Annotated in this window: 18 protein-coding genes; 10 read left to right on the top strand and 8 right to left on the bottom strand. The window is 55.9% G+C overall.

The genetic code is table 11. The annotated features are described in order from the left end of the window. Positions 1-13 precede the first annotated feature (13 nt). Together glyA and EAW52_RS17605 are read right to left on the bottom strand one after the other, a co-directional pair. Positions 14-1267 carry a serine hydroxymethyltransferase gene (gene glyA, locus EAW52_RS17610; RefSeq protein WP_019367066.1) on the bottom strand — a complete coding sequence of 418 codons (1254 nt, stop codon included), beginning with the start codon at positions 1265-1267 and terminating at the stop codon, positions 14-16. Between the two features lie 110 nt (positions 1268-1377). Beyond that, on the bottom strand, positions 1378-5547 hold the full coding sequence (locus tag EAW52_RS17605) for an EAL domain-containing protein (protein WP_177411915.1): 4170 nt from the start codon (positions 5545-5547) through the stop codon (positions 1378-1380). 296 nt (positions 5548-5843) lie between these two features. Between EAW52_RS17605 and ettA the strand changes: the two genes are divergently transcribed. Beyond that, positions 5844-7508: an energy-dependent translational throttle protein EttA gene (ettA, locus tag EAW52_RS17600; RefSeq protein ID WP_122043392.1), complete on the top strand. Its 1665-nt coding sequence runs from the start codon at positions 5844-5846 to the stop codon at positions 7506-7508. Between the two features lie 47 nt (positions 7509-7555). Here ettA and EAW52_RS17595 read toward each other — a convergent pair whose 3' ends face one another. The 3 genes from EAW52_RS17595 to EAW52_RS17585 form a co-directional block, all read right to left on the bottom strand. Then, positions 7556-8053 carry a gluconokinase gene (locus EAW52_RS17595; protein WP_122043391.1) on the bottom strand — a complete coding sequence of 166 codons (498 nt, stop codon included), beginning with the start codon at positions 8051-8053 and terminating at the stop codon, positions 7556-7558. Beyond that, a complete protein-coding gene (gene rhtA / locus EAW52_RS17590; RefSeq protein ID WP_218567888.1) occupies positions 8054-9001 on the bottom strand; it encodes a threonine/homoserine exporter RhtA in 948 nt (315 codons plus the stop codon). It lies immediately after the preceding gene. Positions 9002-9108: 107 nt separating this feature from the next. Further along, positions 9109-9489, bottom strand: a complete 381-nt coding sequence (locus EAW52_RS17585; RefSeq protein ID WP_122043390.1) for a hypothetical protein — start codon at positions 9487-9489, stop codon at positions 9109-9111. Positions 9490-9772: 283 nt separating this feature from the next. Here EAW52_RS17585 and EAW52_RS17580 point away from each other — a divergent pair, with 283 nt between their 5' ends. From EAW52_RS17580 to EAW52_RS17560, 5 genes are all read left to right on the top strand, one after another. After that, on the top strand, positions 9773-12205 hold the full coding sequence (locus EAW52_RS17580) for a Lon protease family protein (protein ID WP_122043389.1): 2433 nt from the start codon (positions 9773-9775) through the stop codon (positions 12203-12205). Positions 12206-12361: 156 nt separating this feature from the next. Further along, positions 12362-12703, top strand: a complete 342-nt coding sequence (locus EAW52_RS17575; RefSeq protein WP_010797169.1) for a hypothetical protein — start codon at positions 12362-12364, stop codon at positions 12701-12703. A 118-nt stretch (positions 12704-12821) separates the two neighbouring features. Further along, positions 12822-13316, top strand: a complete 495-nt coding sequence (locus tag EAW52_RS17570) for a TIGR00645 family protein (RefSeq protein WP_010797170.1) — start codon at positions 12822-12824, stop codon at positions 13314-13316. A 61-nt stretch (positions 13317-13377) separates the two neighbouring features. Next, positions 13378-13695, top strand: a complete 318-nt coding sequence (locus EAW52_RS17565; RefSeq protein ID WP_122043388.1) for a DUF6482 family protein — start codon at positions 13378-13380, stop codon at positions 13693-13695. Positions 13696-13808: 113 nt separating this feature from the next. After that, on the top strand, positions 13809-14426 hold the full coding sequence (locus tag EAW52_RS17560; protein WP_122043387.1) for an FKBP-type peptidyl-prolyl cis-trans isomerase: 618 nt from the start codon (positions 13809-13811) through the stop codon (positions 14424-14426). A gap of 26 nt (positions 14427-14452) precedes the next feature. Here the strand turns inward: EAW52_RS17560 and EAW52_RS17555 are convergent, their stop codons facing one another. Further along, the gene (locus EAW52_RS17555) at positions 14453-14707 is read right to left on the bottom strand and encodes a hypothetical protein (protein ID WP_122043386.1); all 255 of its coding nucleotides are present in this window, start codon (positions 14705-14707) and stop codon (positions 14453-14455) included. A 163-nt stretch (positions 14708-14870) separates the two neighbouring features. Further along, positions 14871-15842 carry a polyprenyl synthetase family protein gene (locus tag EAW52_RS17550; protein WP_122043385.1) on the bottom strand — a complete coding sequence of 324 codons (972 nt, stop codon included), beginning with the start codon at positions 15840-15842 and terminating at the stop codon, positions 14871-14873. Positions 15843-16153: 311 nt separating this feature from the next. Between EAW52_RS17550 and rplU the strand changes: the two genes are divergently transcribed. The 4 genes from rplU to proB all read left to right on the top strand — a co-directional run bounded on the left by rplU (position 16154) and on the right by proB (position 19209). Then, positions 16154-16465 (top strand): 50S ribosomal protein L21, encoded by a 312-nt coding sequence (gene rplU / locus EAW52_RS17545; RefSeq protein ID WP_010797175.1) that lies wholly within the window; start codon positions 16154-16156, stop codon positions 16463-16465. A 23-nt stretch (positions 16466-16488) separates the two neighbouring features. Continuing rightward, complete coding sequence (rpmA, locus tag EAW52_RS17540) at positions 16489-16746, top strand: 50S ribosomal protein L27 (RefSeq protein ID WP_010797176.1); 258 nt, start codon at positions 16489-16491, stop codon at positions 16744-16746. A gap of 107 nt (positions 16747-16853) precedes the next feature. Further along, positions 16854-18080 carry an Obg family GTPase CgtA gene (cgtA, locus tag EAW52_RS17535; RefSeq protein WP_019367073.1) on the top strand — a complete coding sequence of 409 codons (1227 nt, stop codon included), beginning with the start codon at positions 16854-16856 and terminating at the stop codon, positions 18078-18080. Positions 18081-18090: 10 nt separating this feature from the next. Further along, positions 18091-19209 (top strand): glutamate 5-kinase, encoded by a 1119-nt coding sequence (proB, locus tag EAW52_RS17530; protein WP_122044848.1) that lies wholly within the window; start codon positions 18091-18093, stop codon positions 19207-19209. A gap of 105 nt (positions 19210-19314) precedes the next feature. On the opposite strand, the gene rpsT is transcribed toward proB, so the two are convergent. Further along, positions 19315-19593 carry a 30S ribosomal protein S20 gene (gene rpsT / locus EAW52_RS17525; protein WP_010797179.1) on the bottom strand — a complete coding sequence of 93 codons (279 nt, stop codon included), beginning with the start codon at positions 19591-19593 and terminating at the stop codon, positions 19315-19317. Positions 19594-19702: the final 109 nt, after the last annotated feature.

Genomic DNA, 19702 nt, shown 5'->3' with positions numbered 1-19702 from the left:
GTAAGGCTTGAGCTTACTGACCGTAAACCGGCAGCTTGGCGCAGATAGCCTGGACTTTTTCGCGTACGCCATCGATCACGGACTCATCACCCATGTTATCGAGGATGTCGCAGATCCAGCCGGCCAGCTCACGGCATTCAGCTTCCTTGAAGCCGCGGGTGGTAACGGCCGGAGTACCGATACGCAGGCCCGAGGTTACGAAGGGGGAGCGGGGGTCGTTCGGAACGGAGTTCTTGTTTACCGTGATGAATGCACGGCCCAGAGCCGCATCGGCATCCTTACCGGTGATGTCCTGCTTGATCAGGGACAGCAGGAACAAGTGGTTCTGAGTACCGCCGGAAACCACATCGAAGCCACGCTGGATAAACACCTCGGCCATGGCCTGGGCATTCTTGATGACCTGCTGCTGGTACTGCTTGAACTCAGGCGCCAGCGCTTCCTTGAAGCATACGGCCTTGGCGGCGATCACATGCATTAGCGGACCACCCTGGGCGCCCGGGAAGACAGCCGAGTTCAGCTTCTTCTCGATTTCTTCATTGGCTTTGGCCAGGATCAGGCCGCCACGAGGACCACGCAGGGTCTTGTGGGTCGTCGTGGTCACGACATCGGCGAACGGAACCGGATTCGGGTAGATACCTGCGGCAACCAGACCGGCAAAGTGAGCCATGTCGACGAACAGGTAAGCGCCCACCTTGTCCGCGATTTCACGGAAGCGGGCGAAATCCAGTACCTGCGAGTATGCCGAGTAACCGGCCACGATCATCTTCGGCTTGTGCTCAACCGCCAGACGCTCGACTTCATCATAGTCGATCAGGCCGTTTTCATTGATACCGTACTGAACTGCGTTATAAATCTTGCCGGAAGAGCTGACGCTGGCACCGTGAGTCAGGTGACCACCATGGGCCAGGCTCATGCCGAGGATCGTATCACCAGGCTGCAGCAGCGCCAGGTAAACAGCAGAGTTGGCCTGCGAGCCTGCGTGGGGCTGAACGTTGGCGTAGTCGGCACCAAAGAGCTGCTTGGCACGGTCAATTGCCAATTGCTCGACCTTGTCGACGAACTCGCAACCACCGTAGTAGCGCTTGTGTGGATAGCCTTCGGCGTATTTATTGGTCAGGACAGAGCCCTGGGCTTCCATGACAGCCGGGCTGGTGTAGTTTTCCGAAGCGATCAGTTCGATGTGATCTTCCTGACGCTGGGCTTCCTGCTCCATGGCGGCATACAGATCGGCGTCGAAGCGGGCGAGGGTTAAGTCACGGCTGAACATGGGGTTCCCCTGAAAAGCGACTGGGCTAAAAGAGGCCGCATTCTATCCCAATCCACAGTGGACTGGGTATGAGCACCCGTCATGCAGCGGTCGAACAGCATTCATGGCGGCTACATTAGCCGCAATCGGGCCTCGATCAGCTCGGGTGACAGCGGTTTGTCGAACAGATACCCCTGAACTTCGTCGCATTCATGGTCACGCAGGAATTTGAGCTGCTCTTCATTTTCCACCCCTTCGGCAATGACCGACAGGTTGAGGCTGTGGGCCATGGCAATGATGGCGCGCGCAATCTGGGCATCCTGCTCTCCATGGGGCAAGCCATCCACAAAGCTGCGGTCGATCTTGAGAATGTCGATGGGAAGCTGCTTCAGGTAGTTGAGCGAGGAGTAGCCGGTTCCAAAGTCATCTACCGAAATGCATACACCCAGCTCTTTCAAGCTTTTGAGTGTCATCAGCGCATCATCCACGTTCTGCATGAGGATGCTTTCCGTGAGTTCAAGCTCAAGACAGGCGGGGGGTAAGCCCACTTCCTGCAGGATCTGGGCAATATGTTCGCCCAAGCGATTGTCGGCGAACTGTCGGGCCGAGAGGTTGACGGACACCTTTGGAATGCGAACCTTTTCATCATGCCAGACGCGCAGCTGGCGGCAGGCTTCCTTGATGACCCAATCCCCAACCTGAATGATCAAACCGGTTTCTTCGAGCACTGGAATGAAATCGACAGGCGAGACGTTGCCACGGCGCGGGTTGCTCCAGCGGAGCAGGGCCTCAAGGCCGGTCAGCTGACCATTGGAGCACCGGTACTGGGGCTGGTAATGCAGGGTAAATTCATTTTGCAGCAAGGCGTGTCGCAGATCGGCTTCAAGCTCGATGCGCTCCAGCGCACGGGCGTTCATTTCCGCCTGGTAAAACTGGAAATTGTTCTTGCCCATCTCCTTAGCGTGGTACATCGCCGTGTCCGCGTTTTTCATTAGCTGACTGAGTTCACTGCCATCCTGAGGCGATAGCGCGATCCCGATACTGGCGCTGACGAAAAACTCACGATTTTCCAGAATAAATGCTTCGGACAGGCTTTCCAGGATATTTTCGGCCACGCGGATAGCACAGGACATGGCTTCCTCCCGACTACCTAGGTTGGCCAGCAGCAAGGTGAACTCATCGCCACCCATGCGAGCCACGCTATCCTCCGTTCCTACACAGGCGGTTAGGCGTACAGCTACCTCCTTGAGCATTCGGTCGCCAGCAGCATGCCCCAGCGAATCGTTGATCGGCTTGAAACGATCCAAATCTAGGAACATCAGCACAACCCAGTTGGCATGGTGAACCGCCTGCTCCAATGCAGTGTGGAGGCGATCCTGGAACAGCGTGCGGTTTGGCAGGAGCGTCAGGGCATCGTAATAGGCCAGACGGTGAATATGTCGCTCACTGGCCTTGCGCTCACTGATATCCACGAAGAAACACACGAAGCTGACCAGATCACCTTCATCGTCGCGTACGCCGGTAATGCCGATCCAGGACGGGTACGGCTCACCATCCTTGCGCTTTTGCCACAGTTCACCTTCCCAGCTGCCCTGTACCGCCATATGGTTCATGATATGAGAGAGCTGATTGGCTTCCTGACGGTCTGCACATAGCATGCGCGGTTGCTGGTCGATGACTTCCTCTGGCTCGTAACCGGTCATACGGGTGAACATCTGGTTGACGCGTACGATGTAACCGGCCGGATCAGTGACCAGAATGGCGGCTGCCGAGTGATCGAAAACGGTAGCGGCCATCCGCATGTCTTTTTCCGCGCGTCGCTGGGCCGTGATGTCCCGGCAGATGCCCAGCAGCCCTTCGAAACGACCATGCTTGTCCCATAGCGTTTCCAGACGCATTTCCAGGCTTAACTTGTGCCCGTCGGCGTGGAGGCAGTCCAAGATAATGACCTGACTGGCTTCCTGATCTACCTCCGCCATTAACTGGGCTGACCTAAGCGATCGACGCAGCTTTTTTATCCAGTCCCGCAGTTTCTTGAGTTGCTGGGAGTGCGTCGCCAGATCATAGGGGTTGAGCTGGTAGAGCGTTTCGAGTTTGTAGCCCAGAAGGTTTTCAGCCGAAGGACTTATGTAGTTGATAGCCAGCTGCTGGTCCGTGCTGAAAATGATGTCGCTGATACTTTCCGCCAGCAGGCGATAGCGCCGCTCCTGGTCACGCAGCAGATCATTGGCGTTGACCATCTCGGTAACATCCAGCGCAAGGCCGATGATCTGGCGCATCTGACCCTGGCTGTCACGTTGGAACGCCTGCTCGCGCAGATCGAACCAGCACCAGTGGCCATTCTTGTGATGCCAGCGAACCAGGCAGTCGTTCACCTGGCCTTCCTGAATGATCTGCCGCATGGTGCGCAGGCGCTCGTACAACTCATGGTCATCCGGATGCAGGAGCGTGGTCAGGTAGTCCGGGCCCAACGCGTCCAGTTCGGCTTCGCTATAGCCGAGCTTGAGTCCCAGGGGATGGTTTTGATAAACAATGGTCTGGGTCTTGAGGTCATAGGTGTAAAGCGTGTCCGGCGCCGCTTTGACCAGGTCGGACCAGAAGCGCTCTCGCTCGATCAGCGAGAGTTCGGTGCGTTTGCGCCGTGATACGTCCGTGATGCTCAGCGGTACGGCCTCGTATCCCATTTCTGCCGGGGGAAGATGGACCGAGAACCAGAGATGGCGATCACCTTGCGGTGTTATGAGACGGCCTTCCACATCCAGGGTCTGCTGTCCTTCAGCCAGCGCGGCAATCATCTTCATGCGCTTGCCATGGGCGTTGGGTTTGCTATCGCCGATCAGGTTGGCCAGTGCTTGATCAACGGTCGTAATGCCTAGCAGGGTCAGCGCCATCTGATTCATTTCAGTGATGCGAATCAGGCTGAGCAACTCGTGGCCCCGTGAAGGATTGATCTCAAGCCATTGATAGAACGTCCGGGCACTTGTGATGTGATGTGCTAGCAGGACCTGCTGCAGGCGGGAGAAATCCAATACACAAATGCCGGTGTTGATGCCTTCGAAAATGCTCTGGTAGCGCTGGCGTGTACTTTCTATCGTCCGGAGCGCCTGCTGCTGCTCGGTGACGTCCCGCAGTATCCAGGCGCACCCGGTAAAGGCTGACGTATGATCTTCCAGTTCCTCCAAGGAACGATTCGAGCCTACGCCGTAGCGGCTGACGGCAAACAGTCTGCGCTGGCCGTCAGGTTGGGATAGCTCGACGATCCAATCCTTGTCGGCCTCTTGCGGAGTCGATAGATCCAGTGCAGGGAGCAGACCCCTCAAGGTGTGCTGCCCCGCATCTGTCTGTTCGATGCCCAAAAGAAGGGAGGCTTTCCGGTTGAGGTAAAGCAGGCGGCCCTCTTCATAGGTGACCAGTACGCACTCATCTACCGCATTCAGGGCTTGCATCATCAGACGCAGGCTCTGCCGTGACGAGCGTGAGGAAAGATGAAAGCCGGATTGCTCCCGCTGCAGGCAGTACACCAGAAGGGACGCGCATAGGGTCAGCAGCACAAACGTGGCAACCCGCCACAAAAACAGCGTTTTCCAAGACAGGACCGAAGGGCTCAAATGGCTACGGAGCTGCCAGTTGGTGCCATCCAATGTAAGAGCAAAGGTCTGGCTGTCCGAAACGGCAGGCTCCTCAGGCATATCCCTGGCCAACGTGGCGCCGCTTGCCTTGTCTGTAATAGTCCAGATCAGTTCATGGGTGTGGTTTTTCAGCCTTTCCAGCCCCAACCCGGCTTCGCCCGTGATCAGCCACCAGCCCTGATCGCTCTGGCTTTTCTGCCGGAGGAGCACATAGCTACCGTCGTGAGGCGTATAGCCGTAATAAAACGGTCTCGCCTCCAAACGTCGTAGGGCAGGGCTCAGGTAGTTTGGGTCGACTGCTGACGGAAATAAGGACGGGTCTTCAAGCGCGCCGGCTGGAACCCAATAGAAGTGGTTGGCCTTGGGATAGATAGTCTGCAACTGTGCCGGTAGCGCCTCGATGCCTGTCTCCGGCGTTACGTCATCAAGCTCTGCCGCCGCCTGGTGAGCAAGAAACGCAAGGGCTTGCTCGATATATTCGGCCTTTTGCAGGCTCTGCTCCTGAGCGAAGCTGCCCAGCATGGCACTTCGCTGATTCAGCTCCTTATGGAGTTGCCAGGACAATACACCCAGCAATAACAGAATCAGCCCAGCCAGCACCCACTTCAACATACGGAGTGCAGGAGAGCGAGTCAGCAGGTTTTGTAAGGGTAGGCCGGCAGAAGCTTTCACATCGGTTTTCCAAAAGAATGCAGTTACAAGCGGCAACCGCACACGCTATAGACAGTCCTGTCACTGGGTGAGGCGCTCATGGAAGGTATCGTCATCATCCTGTCCACCATTACAAAAGAGAATTTGGGATATCCTTTGCGTTATCGCCCGCGGGGTGCAGATTCTTAAATGATTGTTTGGCTGTCGTCTGAAGCGATAACCTGCAATCCATCAAATAGTGTGTGAGGAACTTCGACAGCTTGGCTCAGTCCCGCCATACTATTCGCCTACTTTTGCATCAGTACCAAGGTTCATCCATGGCTCAATACGTTTACTCCATGCATCGGGTCAGCAAGATCGTGCCCCCGAAGCGAGAGATTTTGAAAGACATCTCCCTGTCCTTCTTTCCTGGCGCCAAGATCGGCGTGCTGGGCTTGAATGGTGCGGGTAAGTCTACCCTGTTGCGCATCATGGCCGGGGTCGATACGGAGATCGACGGCGAAGCTCGCCCGATGCCCGGTATCAACGTAGGTTATCTTCCGCAGGAGCCGCAGCTCGATCCGAGCAGGACGGTTCGGGACATTGTCGAAGAGGCCGTTGGTGCGATCAAGGACGCTCAGGATCGCCTGAACGAAGTATACGCCGCCTATGCCGAGCCGGATGCCGACTTTGATGCGCTGGCTGCTGAGCAGGCGCGTCTGGAAGCCATCATCCAGGCCTCTGACGGCCACAATCTCGAGCGGCAGCTGGAAGTGGCCGCCGATGCCCTGCGCCTGCCGCCCTGGGATGCGAAGATCGAGCACCTGTCCGGTGGTGAAAAGCGTCGCGTAGCGCTGTGCCGTCTGCTGCTGTCTGCACCTGACATGCTGTTGCTCGACGAGCCTACCAACCACCTGGACGCCGATTCCGTTGCCTGGCTCGAGCACTTCCTGCACGACTTCGCTGGTACTGTCGTAGCCATTACGCATGACCGCTACTTCCTGGACAACGTGGCTGGCTGGATTCTCGAACTGGACCGTGGCCATGGTATCCCGTTCGAAGGTAACTACTCCGGCTGGCTGGAATCCAAAGCCAACCGTCTGGCGCAGGAAGCCAAGCAGGAAGCGGCTCACCAGAAGGCCATGAAAGCGGAACTGGAGTGGGTGCGCTCCGGTGCCAAGGCCCGTCAGTCCAAGTCCAAGGCTCGTCTGCAGCGTTTCGAGGAATTGCAATCTCAGGAATTCCAGAAGCGCAGCGAGACCAATGAAATCTACATCCCGGCTGGCCCGCGCCTGGGTGACAAGGTTATCGAGTTCCATAACGTCACCAAGGGCTACGGTGATCGCGTTCTGATCGATAATCTGAGCTTCAGTGTGCCCAAGGGCGCGATTGTTGGTGTGATCGGGGGTAACGGTGCCGGCAAATCCACACTGTTCCGCATGATCACCGGCAAAGAGCAGCCAGATTCGGGCACTATCGAGATCGGTGAAACCGTACAGATTGCCAGTGTCGATCAGAGTCGCGATAGCCTGGAAGGCAACAAGACTGTATGGGAGCAGGTCTCCGATGGTCTGGATATGATTCGCGTGGGTAACTATGAAGTACCTTCCCGCGGCTATGTCGGTCGCTTCAATTTCAAGGGTGCCGATCAGCAGAAGTTCGTCAAGGACCTGTCCGGTGGTGAGCGTGGCCGCTTGCATATGGCGCTGACGCTGAAGCAGGGCGGTAACGTACTGCTGTTGGACGAACCGTCCAACGACCTCGACATCGAAACCCTGCGCGCACTGGAAGAGGCATTGCTGGACTTCCCAGGCACCGCCATCGTGATCTCACACGATCGCTGGTTCCTCGACCGTATCGCCACTCATATCCTTTCCTACGAAGACAACTCTCAGGTGGTGTTCTTCGAAGGGAACTACACTGAGTACGAAGCGGATCGCAAGAAGCGTCTTGGCGATGCTGCCACGCAGCCCAAGCGGGTGAAGTACAAAAAGCTGAGCTGATCAGCCCTTTTGTACCCAAAGGCCGCCGCGTAATGCTGCGGCCTTTTTTATTTCTTGTGCTGAGTGGCCCGGAGAATGCTGTCTATGATTTCATCCGGAGACTGGCGAATATCAACCAGTAGCGCCTCCTGCTCACCGGGCGGCTCAAGTGTGTCGATCTGACTTTGTAGTAGCCGTGGATCGAAAAAGTGCCCGCGCCGATTAAGGATGCGCTCGCTGAGTACTTCGGCCGGTCCATTCAAAAAGACCAGAACGATTCCGTCGGTGGCGGCTTGCAGCCGTTCCCGGTACTGCTTCTTCAGGGCCGAGCAGGCAAATATCTGGGTTCGCTGATGGCGATGGGCATCCTGCATCGCAGTGCGAATAGCATCCAGCCACGGCCAGCGGTCCTCATCATCAAGAGGAATGCCCTTGGCCATCTTTTGCCGGTTGGCGTCGCTGTGGAACTCGTCGGCATCGGAAAACTGGCAGCCCAAGCGCTGGGCCAGGCGTTCCCCTATAGTGGTTTTTCCACTGCCAGATACACCCATGATCAGATAAATCATTCATCCTCCACGATTGGGTTTCGATCCTTTAAGGGTAGTCCCTTCACCCGCAAGCGCCTCCCCGGATTCAGGGGGAGGTGCATCAGAAGATTTCCCGATGGTAAGTGTCGTCCCGATAGAGGCAGCTACAATACAGGCCAGCGCCGTCCATTGGCCGAGGGTCAATGTTTCGCCGAGAAAGATAAAGCCTGACAGGGCACCCAAGGCCGGTGACAGGCTCATCAAGGTGCCAAAGGTCTGGGTAGGCAACTTTGTCAGCGCCATCATTTCTAGAACGTAGGGGAGCGCGGAGGACATGACGGCAATTGCCAGAATGACTGGCAATGTTTCCACCGCAAACAGACCGGGACCTGTCTCATAAAGTCCAAGTGGCAGAACTCCCAGTGCTGCGATGCTTGAGCCCAGCGCAACGGTGCTCGCACCATAGGCCGCCCCGGCTTTTTTGCCGAACACAATGTAGAGGGCCCAGCAGGCACCTGCCAGCAAGGCGAAAAACGCGCCCAGTAGATCTACACCGCTGGCAGCATGCCCGACCGGTAAAAGCAATACCAGCCCTAAGATAGCCAGGATGATCCAGACAAAATCGATCAGCCGGCGAGAGGCAATTATGGCGACAGCCAGGGGGCCTGTGAACTCAAGGGCGACTGCGATTCCAATGGGAATCCGCTGCATGGCCAGATAAATCGAAACATTCATGATGCCTAGGGCAATGCCATATACGACCAGAGATTTCCATGGCTTCCCTTTGCCAAGCACTTTCCACGGTCGAAGAACAGCTACAAGCAGCATGGCGGAAAAGAGAAGGCGCAGCGCGGTTACACCAATCGGATCCAGGACAGGGAAAAGACTTTTGGCCAAGCTGGCGCTGCTTTGAAGAGAGATCATTGCCACCAGTAACAGGCAGACCGGTATGAGAGTAGCCAGGGGCCGAGCGTTTAGTTGAGACATTCTGCTAGTGCTTATCCGTTTTGATTGAGCAATAGCAGAATGGGAAAGCCAAAGCGAGCACTACTTAGTCGCGTCACGCCAGAACGTCGGATGTTTCTGATGTGCGTTCAATTGCTGTCTTTCTGTTCCTTGCTGTCGCCGCGCAGGGCCCGGGCCATTCCACGGCGTTTGCTGCGTTCCCAGTCCTCCTCGTGCTCACTCCAATGTTCTTCATAGTAGCGACGGGTCTGTTCGTTCTGAGCCGTGCTGGCACACTGGCGGTAGCCGTCCTCCCAACCCTGCGCGTAATAACGCTCCTGGTCATAGCGGGGGACGTTCTTATGGAGGGCCCCAATGCCATTTAACGCCTGTTTACCTGTCAGACACCCGTCGTGATAGCCATCGGCATAAGGAGGTGGATAACCCTTTGCAACCAACTGGTCATGGTAGCTCTCACAGCCGCTCAGCCCGGTAAGTAGCGTTACAGCCAATAACATTCTCATCCACATGGTCTTACTCCTGCGCAAACTTCGTCGCTGGCGCAGTACGAAGACCCTTGGATTGACTGCGCATAACCTGTTTCTTTTCCTGCTCCCTTCCCTTAAGCGTAGCCCCGGACTGGCGAGTCGGTGTTATTTCTGAAGTTAGGCACTTCCATGTCACAAATTCGTCAAAACGGTGTGACCGCTTCGTGTGCCATGATGACCGGGTAGGCAGTGCCATGCCTTGCTCTTATCCGGCTCGCAACGCCAGAATGCGGACAGATATGTCCGAACGACACAAGGATTTCCGATGCATGATCCTGTAGCTGCCGGCCTGCGCCTGGCACCTGACGAATTGACCAGTCCCTTTGATCCCGCCCAGCTGTCCTTTAGTACTACCGATGAGCTAGACCCATTCCGGGGTATTCTCGGGCAGGAGCGCGCTGTAGAGGCCCTGCAGTTTGGTGTGGCGATGCCACGTCCAGGCTATAACGTATATGTCATGGGAGAGCCGGGAACGGGACGGTTTTCCTTCGTGCAACGGTTCCTGAAAGCGGAAGGCAAGCGCTTGCCTACGCCCTCGGACTGGGCCTACCTGAACAATTTCGAAGAGCTGCGCGAGCCTCGTGCTGTCGAGCTGACCCCAGGCAATGGAGATGACTTCATCGCTGATATCGAGCAGCTGATCGATAACCTGCTCTCCACATTTCCAGCCGTGTTCGAGCATCCTGCCTATCAGCAGAAAAAGAGCGCCATCGATCGAGCCTTCAACCAGCGCTACGACCAGGCGCTGGATGCGGTAGAACGTGCAGCGTTGGAAAAAAGCGTAGCGCTCTACCGCGACAGTACCAATATTGCCTTTACGCCCATGAAGGAGGGCAAGGCCCTGGATGAGGCTGAATTCGCCCAGTTGCCTGAAGCGGAGCGCGAACAGTTCCATGCCGATATATCCTCACTAGAGGAGCGGCTCAATGAGGAGCTGGCCAGTCTGCCGCAATGGCGTCGCGAGTCCAGCAATGAGTTGCGCCGCCTGAATGAAGAAACCATCACGTTGGCTCTCCAGCCGCTGCTGGCTCCGCTGGTTGAGAAATACAATGACAACCCGGGTGTATGTGCCTATTTGCAGGCCATGCAGGTCGACTTGCTCAAAACGGTGGTCGATCTGCTGATCGACGATGCCAAAACGGACACACAGCGCCGTAAGGATCTAAAAGAGCAATACCTGCCCAATCTGGTTATTGGGCACCATGCGACCAGTGGTGCGCCGGTCATTTTCGAGCCTCATCCCACCTACGACAACCTGTTCGGTCGCATCGAGTACAGCTCTGATCAAGGCGCGCTCTACACCAGCTACCGACAGTTGCGTCCAGGGGCACTGCACCGGGCCAACGGCGGCTTTCTGATCGTCGAGGCGGAAAAACTGCTTACCGAACCCTTTGTCTGGGATGCCCTGAAGCGTGCCCTGCATTCACGTCAGCTCAAGATGGAGTCGCCGCTGGCTGATCTTGGTCGCTTTGCGACCGTCAGCCTGACCCCCCAGGTTATTCCGCTAAACATCAAAGTCATCATTATTGGCTCGCGGCAGCTCTATTACACCCTTCAGGAGCTCGACTCGGAGTTCCAGGAGATGTTTCGTGTGCTGGTGGACTTTGATGAAGAGATTCCGCTGCGTGACGACAGCCTTGAGCAGTTTGCACAGCTCCTCAAAACACGGACCTCCGAAGAGGGCATGGCGCCCCTGACCGCAACGGCAGTTGCGCGTCTTGCCACTTACAGCGCTCGCCTGGCCGAACATCAAGGTCGATTGTCGGCTCGAATCGGTGATCTATTCCAACTGGTCAGCGAGGCGGATTTCATTCGTCAGCTGGCAGGCGACGAAGTGACCGATCGAGGCCACGTAGAGCGTGCGTTGAAAGCCAAGGAAACCCGTACAGGTCGTGTCTCGGCCCGTGTGCTGGACGACATCATGGCGGGTCAAATACTGATTGATACAGAAGGCGCCGCAGTCGGTAAATGCAACGGCCTAACCGTCCTTGAGGTAGCAGACTCGGCCTTTGGTATGCCAGCGCGTATCTCCGCTACGGTCTATCCCGGCGCCAGTGGCATTCTCGATATCGAGCGAGAGGTCAGTCTTGGGCAGCCGATCCATTCCAAGGGTGTGATGATCCTGACAGGCTATCTGGGAAGTCGCTACGCCCAGGAATTCCCTTTGGCCATTTCTGCCAGTATTGCCCTTGAGCAGTCCTATGGCTATGTGGATGGTGATAGCGCCTCTCTGGGAGAAGCCTGCACCTTGATTTCCGCGCTTTCACGTACGCCGTTGAAGCAGTGTTTTGCCATAACCGGCTCCATTAATCAGTTTGGTGAGGTGCAGCCTGTTGGTGGCGTCAACGAAAAAATCGAGGGTTTCTTCCGCCTATGTGCTGCACGCGGCCTCACCGGCGAGCAAGGTGTGATCATTCCTAGGGCCAATGTAATCAACCTCATGCTTGATGAGCGCGTGGTAGAGGCGGTTAGAGAGGGGCACTTTCACATCTATGCCGTTCGTCAGGCAGACGAAGCACTAAGCCTTCTGGTCGGTGAGCCGGCAGGTGCACCAGACGCACAAGGGCGTTTTCCTGAGGGCAGCGTGAATGCTCGGGTTGTCGAGCGGCTTAAAGACATCGCTGAACTCGAGATAGAAGATGAACTGGCCGACAAATTGAAAGATAAGAGCAAAAAGGACACGCACGACGAGAACTGAGTACATAGCGGTCAGGTCGGAAGAATGAGAGATGTGCCATGGCTTGCGGGTCATGGCACACCGCAGCTGGCTTGCGCTGCTGAAGTTCGTTATCGCTCCTCGATAACTCCTCGGGCACGACAGGCTTATTAGAAAAAACAGATCGAGGAAGATGCCATGCCGCGCAGCATCACTCTAATTCGTCCTTGCCTGGGTCTTGTTACCCGTATCGAATGTGAAGTCAAACCACTGGCTCATCAGCCAGGAATGTGGACTCTACTGTGTGCTGCTGGCCTAACGGGTCAGCATCCAACGGCGATCAAAGCGCAAGGGCCTTTTCACGGACCGGTTGTCGCTGAGGCAGTCATGGCAGCGATTGCCGAGAATCTGCAGGAACAAGGCTATGTTCCTGCGTCTGATCCACAGATCTGGCGCCTACACATTCAAGGTGAACTCCGTCGAATGAACGGAGAACGTGCACAACCTGTTATGAAGTACCAAGCTCGACCCGAGCTGTGAGCAAATCGGCCTAAAAGGGTCGGGCCTCATGATTTGCCATGATTTGTACCGTTCCAGGCGTTTGTCGGGGCGGTATGCGCCGGTATACTCGCCGGATCACTTGTCATGAGCGAGTTACATGGAACGATTTTTCGAAAATGCTATGTATGCTGCCCGCTGGCTGCTGGCACCTATCTATTTTGGCCTTTCGCTAGCCCTGGTCATGCTGGCCATCAAGTTTTTCCAGGAAATCTTTCATTTACTCCCGCATATATTCGAACAAACTGAAGCAGATCTGATCCTGTTGGTCCTGTCGCTGATCGATATGGCTCTGGTGGGCGGTTTGCTAGTCATGGTCATGCTGTCAGGCTACGAGAATTTTGTGTCTCAACTTGAGTTGGGAGATGACAAGGAAAAACTCAGTTGGCTCGGCAAAATGGACTCCAGTTCATTGAAGAACAAGGTCGCCGCTTCCATTGTTGCGATTTCGTCGATTCACCTGCTGCGAATCTTCATGGATGCAAAAAATGTCGATACCACCTATCTGAAATGGTACGTGATCATTCACCTGACTTTTGTGCTCTCGGCATTTGCCATGGGTTATCTGGACAAACTCACCAAGCATGACCATTAACGGGCCGTAAGAGGTCAAGACAGTTGTTAGCCGTGCTGGCAACCACTTTCCCGGAGGCGCTATGAGACTCGAAGAGTTGAACGCATTAGCCCAGGCAGGTCGCATTCAGGAACTCAACCTTCTATCGCTGGAAGGGGGGTTCTATATCCTCGACATACTCGGCGTGGAGACTCGTAGCCGTCTGCAGGAAAGTGATGGCAAGACCATGCATCTGCGCTCGCCCGGCCATGCCCAGCATGTGCTCAGGGAGATACCGGAGCTTCCCTTCTACCTTGTGCAGTATTCTCCCTATGACGAAATGGTGGGCGCTGCGCCGCGTAGTGAGGCGCCTCTGAAGACGCGCCTTAGCTTCAAGCGTGACGGTGAAGCAAGCGTTTGAGCCTTAGCGGTAGCTCTAGGAAAGGCAGTATCGCCCATCATTTACCCAGTGTTTGCACGCCGAGCCTGGCAGTTGTCTGTGGTAGTCTGGGCGTTTTGTAGCCGAGGTAACTAATGAGCGAACTCAATCTGGACACGCATGAAAGTCGTGTGAGCTACGGCATTGGCCGTCAACTGGGCGATCAGCTTCGTCAGAATCCGGTACCTGGCATGTCTCTTGAGGCTGTGCTGGCGGGTCTGTCGGATGCCTACACCGAGCAAGACAGTCGTGTGTCGGTTGATGATCTGAATGACAGCTTCAAACACATTCGCGAGCGTATGCAGGCTGAAGCGCAGGCTAAGGCTGCTGCAGCCGCAGAAACCGGTGCCGCCTACCTACTGGAAAACGCCAAGCGCGACGGTGTTGTGCTGTTGCCTTCTGGCCTTCAGTACGAAGTGCTGGTTGAAGGGCAGGGCGACAAGCCTAGCCGCCAGAGTCATGTGCGTACTCACTACCATGGCACCCTGATCGACGGCAGCGTCTTTGACAGCTCTTATGAGCGTGGCCAGCCTGCCGAATTTCCCGTCGGTGGCGTCATTGCAGGCTGGACCGAAGCGTTACAGCTGATGAATGTAGGCAGCAAATGGCGCCTGACCGTGCCGAGTGAGCTGGCTTATGGCGCTCAAGGTGTTGGCAGTATCCCACCCCATAGCGTACTGGTCTTCGACGTAGAGCTGCTCGAGATTCTCTGAGTCTTAGAGCTGACCGCAAGACCAGCTTAGCCAAAGCTCTGCTGGCTGCTGTCCTCCGGCCGCAAGGCGCGTGCATAGCAGAACAGAAAGAGTTGGCGGACCTGTTCCTTTTGGCGAGCAGGTTCGCTGCTGCTCAAACTTTGCACATCAAGCTCGCCCATCTCCCATAATTCATCCAGTGCGTCTTCATCCAGTACAACGCATACCTGTCCAGTCTCGCGATTGAGTATGCGAAGGTAGGGGTGTGGGCGGTCCAGCCAGGCATCGATCAAATAAGTCATGACATATCCCTCCATAGCGGGTGTATGAATGAGAATAATTCTTGTTATTGATTAATCAAGCATTGATTCGAATTTTTCTGCCTAAGGCGACCAACAGCACAAAATCGACATAAAAAAACGCCACGTGCCTGATGGCAGGTGGCGTTCTTCTTAGTGTGGTATATCAGTGCGTACGCGCTACTGCAAACTGGCTTAGCTCGATGAGCGCATCACGGTGGACGCTGTCAGGCAGGCTCTCCAGGCAGGCAATAGCCCGCTCGGCATAGTCACGTGCTAGATTGGCGGTGTAATCAAGCGCGCCGGCGGCTTCGACTGCATTGCGAATACCTTCCAGGTCCTTGCTGCCACCTTGCTGGATGGCCTTGCGAACCAGGGTCGCCTGTTCCTCGGTGCCTTCTCGCATGGTTACGATCAGGGGAAGGGTAGGCTTACCCTCTGCCAAGTCATCACCCACATTCTTGCCTAGCGTCGTAGCGTCGCCGCGGTAATCCAGCAGGTCATCGACCAGCTGGAAGGCGATGCCAAGATAGTCCCCAAACTGCCGAAGACACTCTGCCTGCGCACTTGAGGCGCCACACAGGGCCGCAGCACTATGTGTTGACGCTTCGAACAGCATGGCGGTCTTGCCGCGAATGACCTCCATATAGATCTCTTCGGTTGTGCTGGCGTCACGGACCTTGGAAAGCTGTAGCACTTCACCTTCGGCAATAACGCGTGTTGCCTGGGAGATAATGCGCATGACCTCCATGGAGCCCAGCTCGACCATCATCTCGAAGGAACGGGCATAGAGAAAATCACCCACCAGCACGCTAGGGGCATTACCCCAAAGGGCATTGGCCGTTGAGCGTCCGCGACGTAGACCTGAGGCATCGACAACGTCATCGTGCAGCAGGGTTGAGGTGTGCAGGAACTCGATGGTGGCTGCAAGTAGCCGAATCGGGTAATCGCTATGGCCCAATGCATTTCCAGTCAGCAGGACCAGGAGGGGACGTAGGCGTTTCCCGCCAGCGGAGACGATGTAGTCTCCGATTTTTTCGACCAGGGGCACGCGGGAGGTGAGTTGTCGGCGAATGATGCCATCGACTGCGGCGAAATCATCAGCCACCACGCGATAAAAGGCCTGGGGTTGCGTCATGTAGGGCGTATCCAAGTGCGGTGCGTTGTTACAGCACAGTGCGCGCCGGGGCGGAGCGCTGGGCGCGTAACCTGCCGGGGCTCCAATAGGGTTGCGCGGCATGCTAGGGGGGAGGGGTGGCACTGTCAAGGCAGAGTAGTGCAGCCCTTGCTACATTATCCCTTCTTGCGTAGAATTGCTGGCCCTGAAATCCCAAGGGTTAACCCCCTGTCTTACGCAATTGCCTGGGCGTCTATCCACCCCATGCAGCCATGCCGGTCAATCACTCTTTTTATAAAGCACCGGGTGAGCAGGTTAAACGGAGATATTCCATGTACGCAGTAATCGTTACCGGTGGCAAGCAGCACAAAGTCACCGAAGGTGAATTCCTGAAGGTCGAGAAGCTCGACATCGCAACTGGCGAAACCGTGACTTTTGATCGCGTTCTGCTGGTTGGCAACGGCGATGACGTCAAGATCGGTCTGCCGGTAGTTGATGGCGCCAAAGTAACTGCTGAAGTAGTTGCTCAGGGTCGTCACGACAAGGTCAGCATCATCAAATTCCGTCGTCGTAAGCATCACATGAAGCGTCAGGGCCACCGTCAGTGGTTCACTGAAATCAAAATCACCGGCATTCAGGCCTGATTGCCTTTTCGGAGAATTGACACATGGCACACAAAAAAGCTGGCGGTTCCACCCGCAACGGTCGCGATTCAGAATCTAAACGCCTTGGCGTGAAGCTGTTCGGCGGCCAGGTTGTTAAAGCAGGTAACATCATCGTGCGTCAGCGCGGTACTCAGTTCCACCCCGGTTACGGCGTTGGTCTGGGCAAGGATCACACTCTGTTCGCTAAAGTCGACGGCGTGATCAAGTTCGAAGTGAAGGGCGCCTTCGGCCGTCGCTATGTAAGCGTCGTTGCTGCCTAAGCGCAGATTCACCGAAAAAGCCCTGTCTTAACGACGGGGCTTTTTTGTTTCTGTATTCTATTCTTTTCCAGTTATTTTCAGTCGGCCCGCTCCGGCGGGAGGTTTTAATGAAATTTGTCGACGAAGTTTCCATTCACGTGCAAGCCGGCGATGGCGGTAATGGCATGATGAGTTTCCGCCGGGAAAAGTTCATCGAGAAAGGTGGGCCGAACGGTGGTGATGGTGGTGACGGTGGCTCTGTATGGTTGGAGGCCAACGTCAACCTCAATACCCTGGTGGATTATCGGTACACCCGCCGTTTCCAGGCGCAGCGTGGCGAAAACGGTGGCAGTACGGATTGTACGGGTGCCAAGGGCGAGGACCTGGTTCTCCAGGTGCCTGTAGGTACGACTGTTATCGATGCGGGCACCCAGGAAGTGATTGGCGATCTGACTCAGCCAGGACAGCGTCTGCGTGTAGCGCAAGGCGGCTGGCACGGGTTGGGTAACACGCGCTTCAAGTCCAGTACCAACCGTGCTCCCCGCCAGACTACCAAAGGCAAGCCTGGTGAGGCGCGTGATCTCAAGCTTGAGTTAAAGGTCTTGGCAGACGTAGGTCTGCTTGGTCTGCCAAATGCTGGCAAGAGTACATTTATCCGGGCGGTGTCGGCAGCCAAGCCCAAAGTAGCGGATTACCCCTTTACAACGTTAGTGCCTAATCTGGGTGTTGTGAGTGTGGGGCGCCTCAAGAGCTTTGTTGTGGCGGATATTCCCGGTCTGATCGAAGGCGCTTCCGAAGGTGCAGGGCTAGGGATTCGCTTCCTCAAGCACTTGGCGCGTACACGCCTGTTATTGCATCTGGTCGATATGGCGCCGCTGGATGAAAGCGATCCGGCTGATGCGGCTGAGACGATTCTCAATGAGTTGAACAAATTCAGTCCGGCACTGATGGAGCGTGACCGCTGGCTGGTTCTGAACAAGGCTGACCAGATCCTGGATGAGGACGAGCGTGATGCTCGGGTCAAGGCTGTCGTTGAGCGTCTGAACTGGGAAGGGCCTGTCTTTGTGATCTCGGCCCTGGAGCGTAACGGCACCGAAGCGTTGTGTCAGGCTATCATGCGCTATCTGGATGAGCGTGCCGAGCGTATCGCTGAAGATCCAGCCTTTGCTGAAGCGGCGCAGGAACTGGATCAGCAGATCGAGGATGAGGCCCGTGCTCGTCTGCAGGCGTTGGACGATGCGCGTGCGCTGCGTCGTGCTGGCATAAAGAGCGTCGATGATGAAAATCTCGACGATGACTTCGATGATGATGACGAAGACGATGGTGAAGGACCAGAGATCATCTATGTCAGATAAAGAGCTTTCGATACGCGATCGGGTGACTCGCTCCGAGCGTTGGGTGGTAAAGATTGGCAGTGCCTTGCTGACGGATGATGGGCGCTGCCTTGATAGCCGTGCCATGTCGGGTTGGGTCGAGCAGATGGTTGCTCTCCATCGTGCGGGTGTTGAGCTTGTCCTCGTATCCTCTGGCGCAGTGGCGGCAGGCATGAGTCGATTGGGCTGGACTTCACGGCCCAGTGCTATTCACGAGTTGCAGGCTGCTGCGGCTGTTGGTCAGATGGGCTTGGTTCAGGCATGGGAGTCCAGTTTTGCCGAGCATGATGTGCAAACGGCACAGGTGCTGCTTACCCATGATGACTTGTCCGACCGAAAGCGTTATCTGAATGCTCGAAGCACCCTTCGAACTCTGGTGGAGTTGGGGGTGGTGCCTGTCATCAATGAAAACGATACGGTCGTTACGGATGAGATCCGTTTTGGTGACAACGATACATTGGCTGCTCTGGTGGCAAACCTGGTTGAAGCGGATTTGTTGGTTATCTTGACGGATCGTGACGGTATGTTCGATGCCGACCCGCGACATAATCCTGAAGCCGCGCTAATCAGCGAGGCTCGTGCAGACGATCCTGCGCTGGATACGGTGGCTGGTGGCTCTGCAGGGGCGTTGGGGCGTGGTGGTATGCAGACAAAGCTGCGTGCGGCTCGTCTGGCGGCTCGCTCTGGTGCCTGTACGGTTATCGTGGGTGGGCGCATTGAGCGCGTACTGAGCCGGTTGCGTGAGGGTGAGCGGCTGGGTACATTGCTTTCCCCTGAGCGGGGCTTGGTGGCGGCTCGCAAGCAATGGCTGGCAGGTCATCTTCAAATGCGTGGCACATTGGTGCTGGACGCGGGGGCGGTAAAGGCCCTCACTGAAGACCATAAGAGTCTCTTGCCTGTGGGTGTTAAAGCGATAGAAGGCAGCTTCCGTCGTGGTGAGATGGTGGCGTGTGTGGGGCCTGATGGAAATGAAGTGGCGCGCGGGCTGGTAAATTACAGTGCTGCCGAGGCACAGAAGATCATGGGGCAGTCCTCGGAGTTCATTGGTCAGGCGCTTGGGTATGTCTATGAGCCTGAACTTGTTCATCGAGACAATATGGTGCTGGTGTAACGTCAACCAGATGCAGCACGGCGCCGATGGGCGCCGTTTTTTTATGCCTGAAAACGCAGGCAATAAAAAACCGGCTTTCGCCGGTTTTTTATTGCAAGCTAAGCCTTAAGCGGCAGCAGCTTGGCTCATAGCCTTGATATGGGCATTCAGGCGGCCTTTGTGACGAGCAGCCTTGTTCTTGTGAATGATGCCCTTGTCGGCCATGCGATCAATCACAGGTACTGCAGCGGCGTAGGCAGCTTGTGCTTTTTCCAGATCTTTAGCGTCGATCGCTTTAACTACGTTCTTGATGTAAGTACGAACCATTGAACGCAGGCTAGCATTGTGGCTGCGACGCTTCTCAGCCTGTTTGGCGCGTTTTTTGGCGGAAGGTGTGTTTGCCACCGTCGAGCTCCTCGAAAAACTGGGGGGGTACCACGCAAATAAGGCCGCGAATCATGCCGATGTGTTAATCGATTGTCAAGGTTATAAAGACGGCTGGACGAGTGGTTAG

Source organism: Pseudomonas sp. LTJR-52 (assembly GCF_003691465.1).
Classification (GTDB): domain Bacteria; phylum Pseudomonadota; class Gammaproteobacteria; order Pseudomonadales; family Pseudomonadaceae; genus Chryseomonas; species Chryseomonas luteola.
The sequence above is the reverse complement of the archived record's forward strand: the minus strand, read 5'-3'. Positions and strand labels throughout refer to the sequence as shown.

Bases quoted from the DNA above. Each gene is read 5' to 3' on its own strand.
- glyA (WP_019367066.1), bottom strand. From the start codon at position 1,267: ATGTTCAGCCGTGACTTAACCCTCGCCCGCTTCGACGCCGATCTGTAT.
- ettA (WP_122043392.1), top strand. From the start codon at position 5,844: ATGGCTCAATACGTTTACTCCATGCATCGGGTCAGCAAGATCGTGCCC.
- EAW52_RS17595 (WP_122043391.1), bottom strand. From the start codon at position 8,053: ATGATTTATCTGATCATGGGTGTATCTGGCAGTGGAAAAACCACTATA.
- rhtA (WP_218567888.1), bottom strand. From the start codon at position 9,001: ATGTCTCAACTAAACGCTCGGCCCCTGGCTACTCTCATACCGGTCTGC.
- EAW52_RS17585 (WP_122043390.1), bottom strand. From the start codon at position 9,489: ATGTGGATGAGAATGTTATTGGCTGTAACGCTACTTACCGGGCTGAGC.
- EAW52_RS17580 (WP_122043389.1), top strand. From the start codon at position 9,773: ATGCATGATCCTGTAGCTGCCGGCCTGCGCCTGGCACCTGACGAATTG.
- EAW52_RS17575 (WP_010797169.1), top strand. From the start codon at position 12,362: ATGCCGCGCAGCATCACTCTAATTCGTCCTTGCCTGGGTCTTGTTACC.
- EAW52_RS17570 (WP_010797170.1), top strand. From the start codon at position 12,822: ATGGAACGATTTTTCGAAAATGCTATGTATGCTGCCCGCTGGCTGCTG.
- EAW52_RS17565 (WP_122043388.1), top strand. From the start codon at position 13,378: ATGAGACTCGAAGAGTTGAACGCATTAGCCCAGGCAGGTCGCATTCAG.
- EAW52_RS17560 (WP_122043387.1), top strand. From the start codon at position 13,809: ATGAGCGAACTCAATCTGGACACGCATGAAAGTCGTGTGAGCTACGGC.
- EAW52_RS17555 (WP_122043386.1), bottom strand. From the start codon at position 14,707: ATGACTTATTTGATCGATGCCTGGCTGGACCGCCCACACCCCTACCTT.
- EAW52_RS17550 (WP_122043385.1), bottom strand. From the start codon at position 15,842: ATGACGCAACCCCAGGCCTTTTATCGCGTGGTGGCTGATGATTTCGCC.
- rplU (WP_010797175.1), top strand. From the start codon at position 16,154: ATGTACGCAGTAATCGTTACCGGTGGCAAGCAGCACAAAGTCACCGAA.
- rpmA (WP_010797176.1), top strand. From the start codon at position 16,489: ATGGCACACAAAAAAGCTGGCGGTTCCACCCGCAACGGTCGCGATTCA.
- cgtA (WP_019367073.1), top strand. From the start codon at position 16,854: ATGAAATTTGTCGACGAAGTTTCCATTCACGTGCAAGCCGGCGATGGC.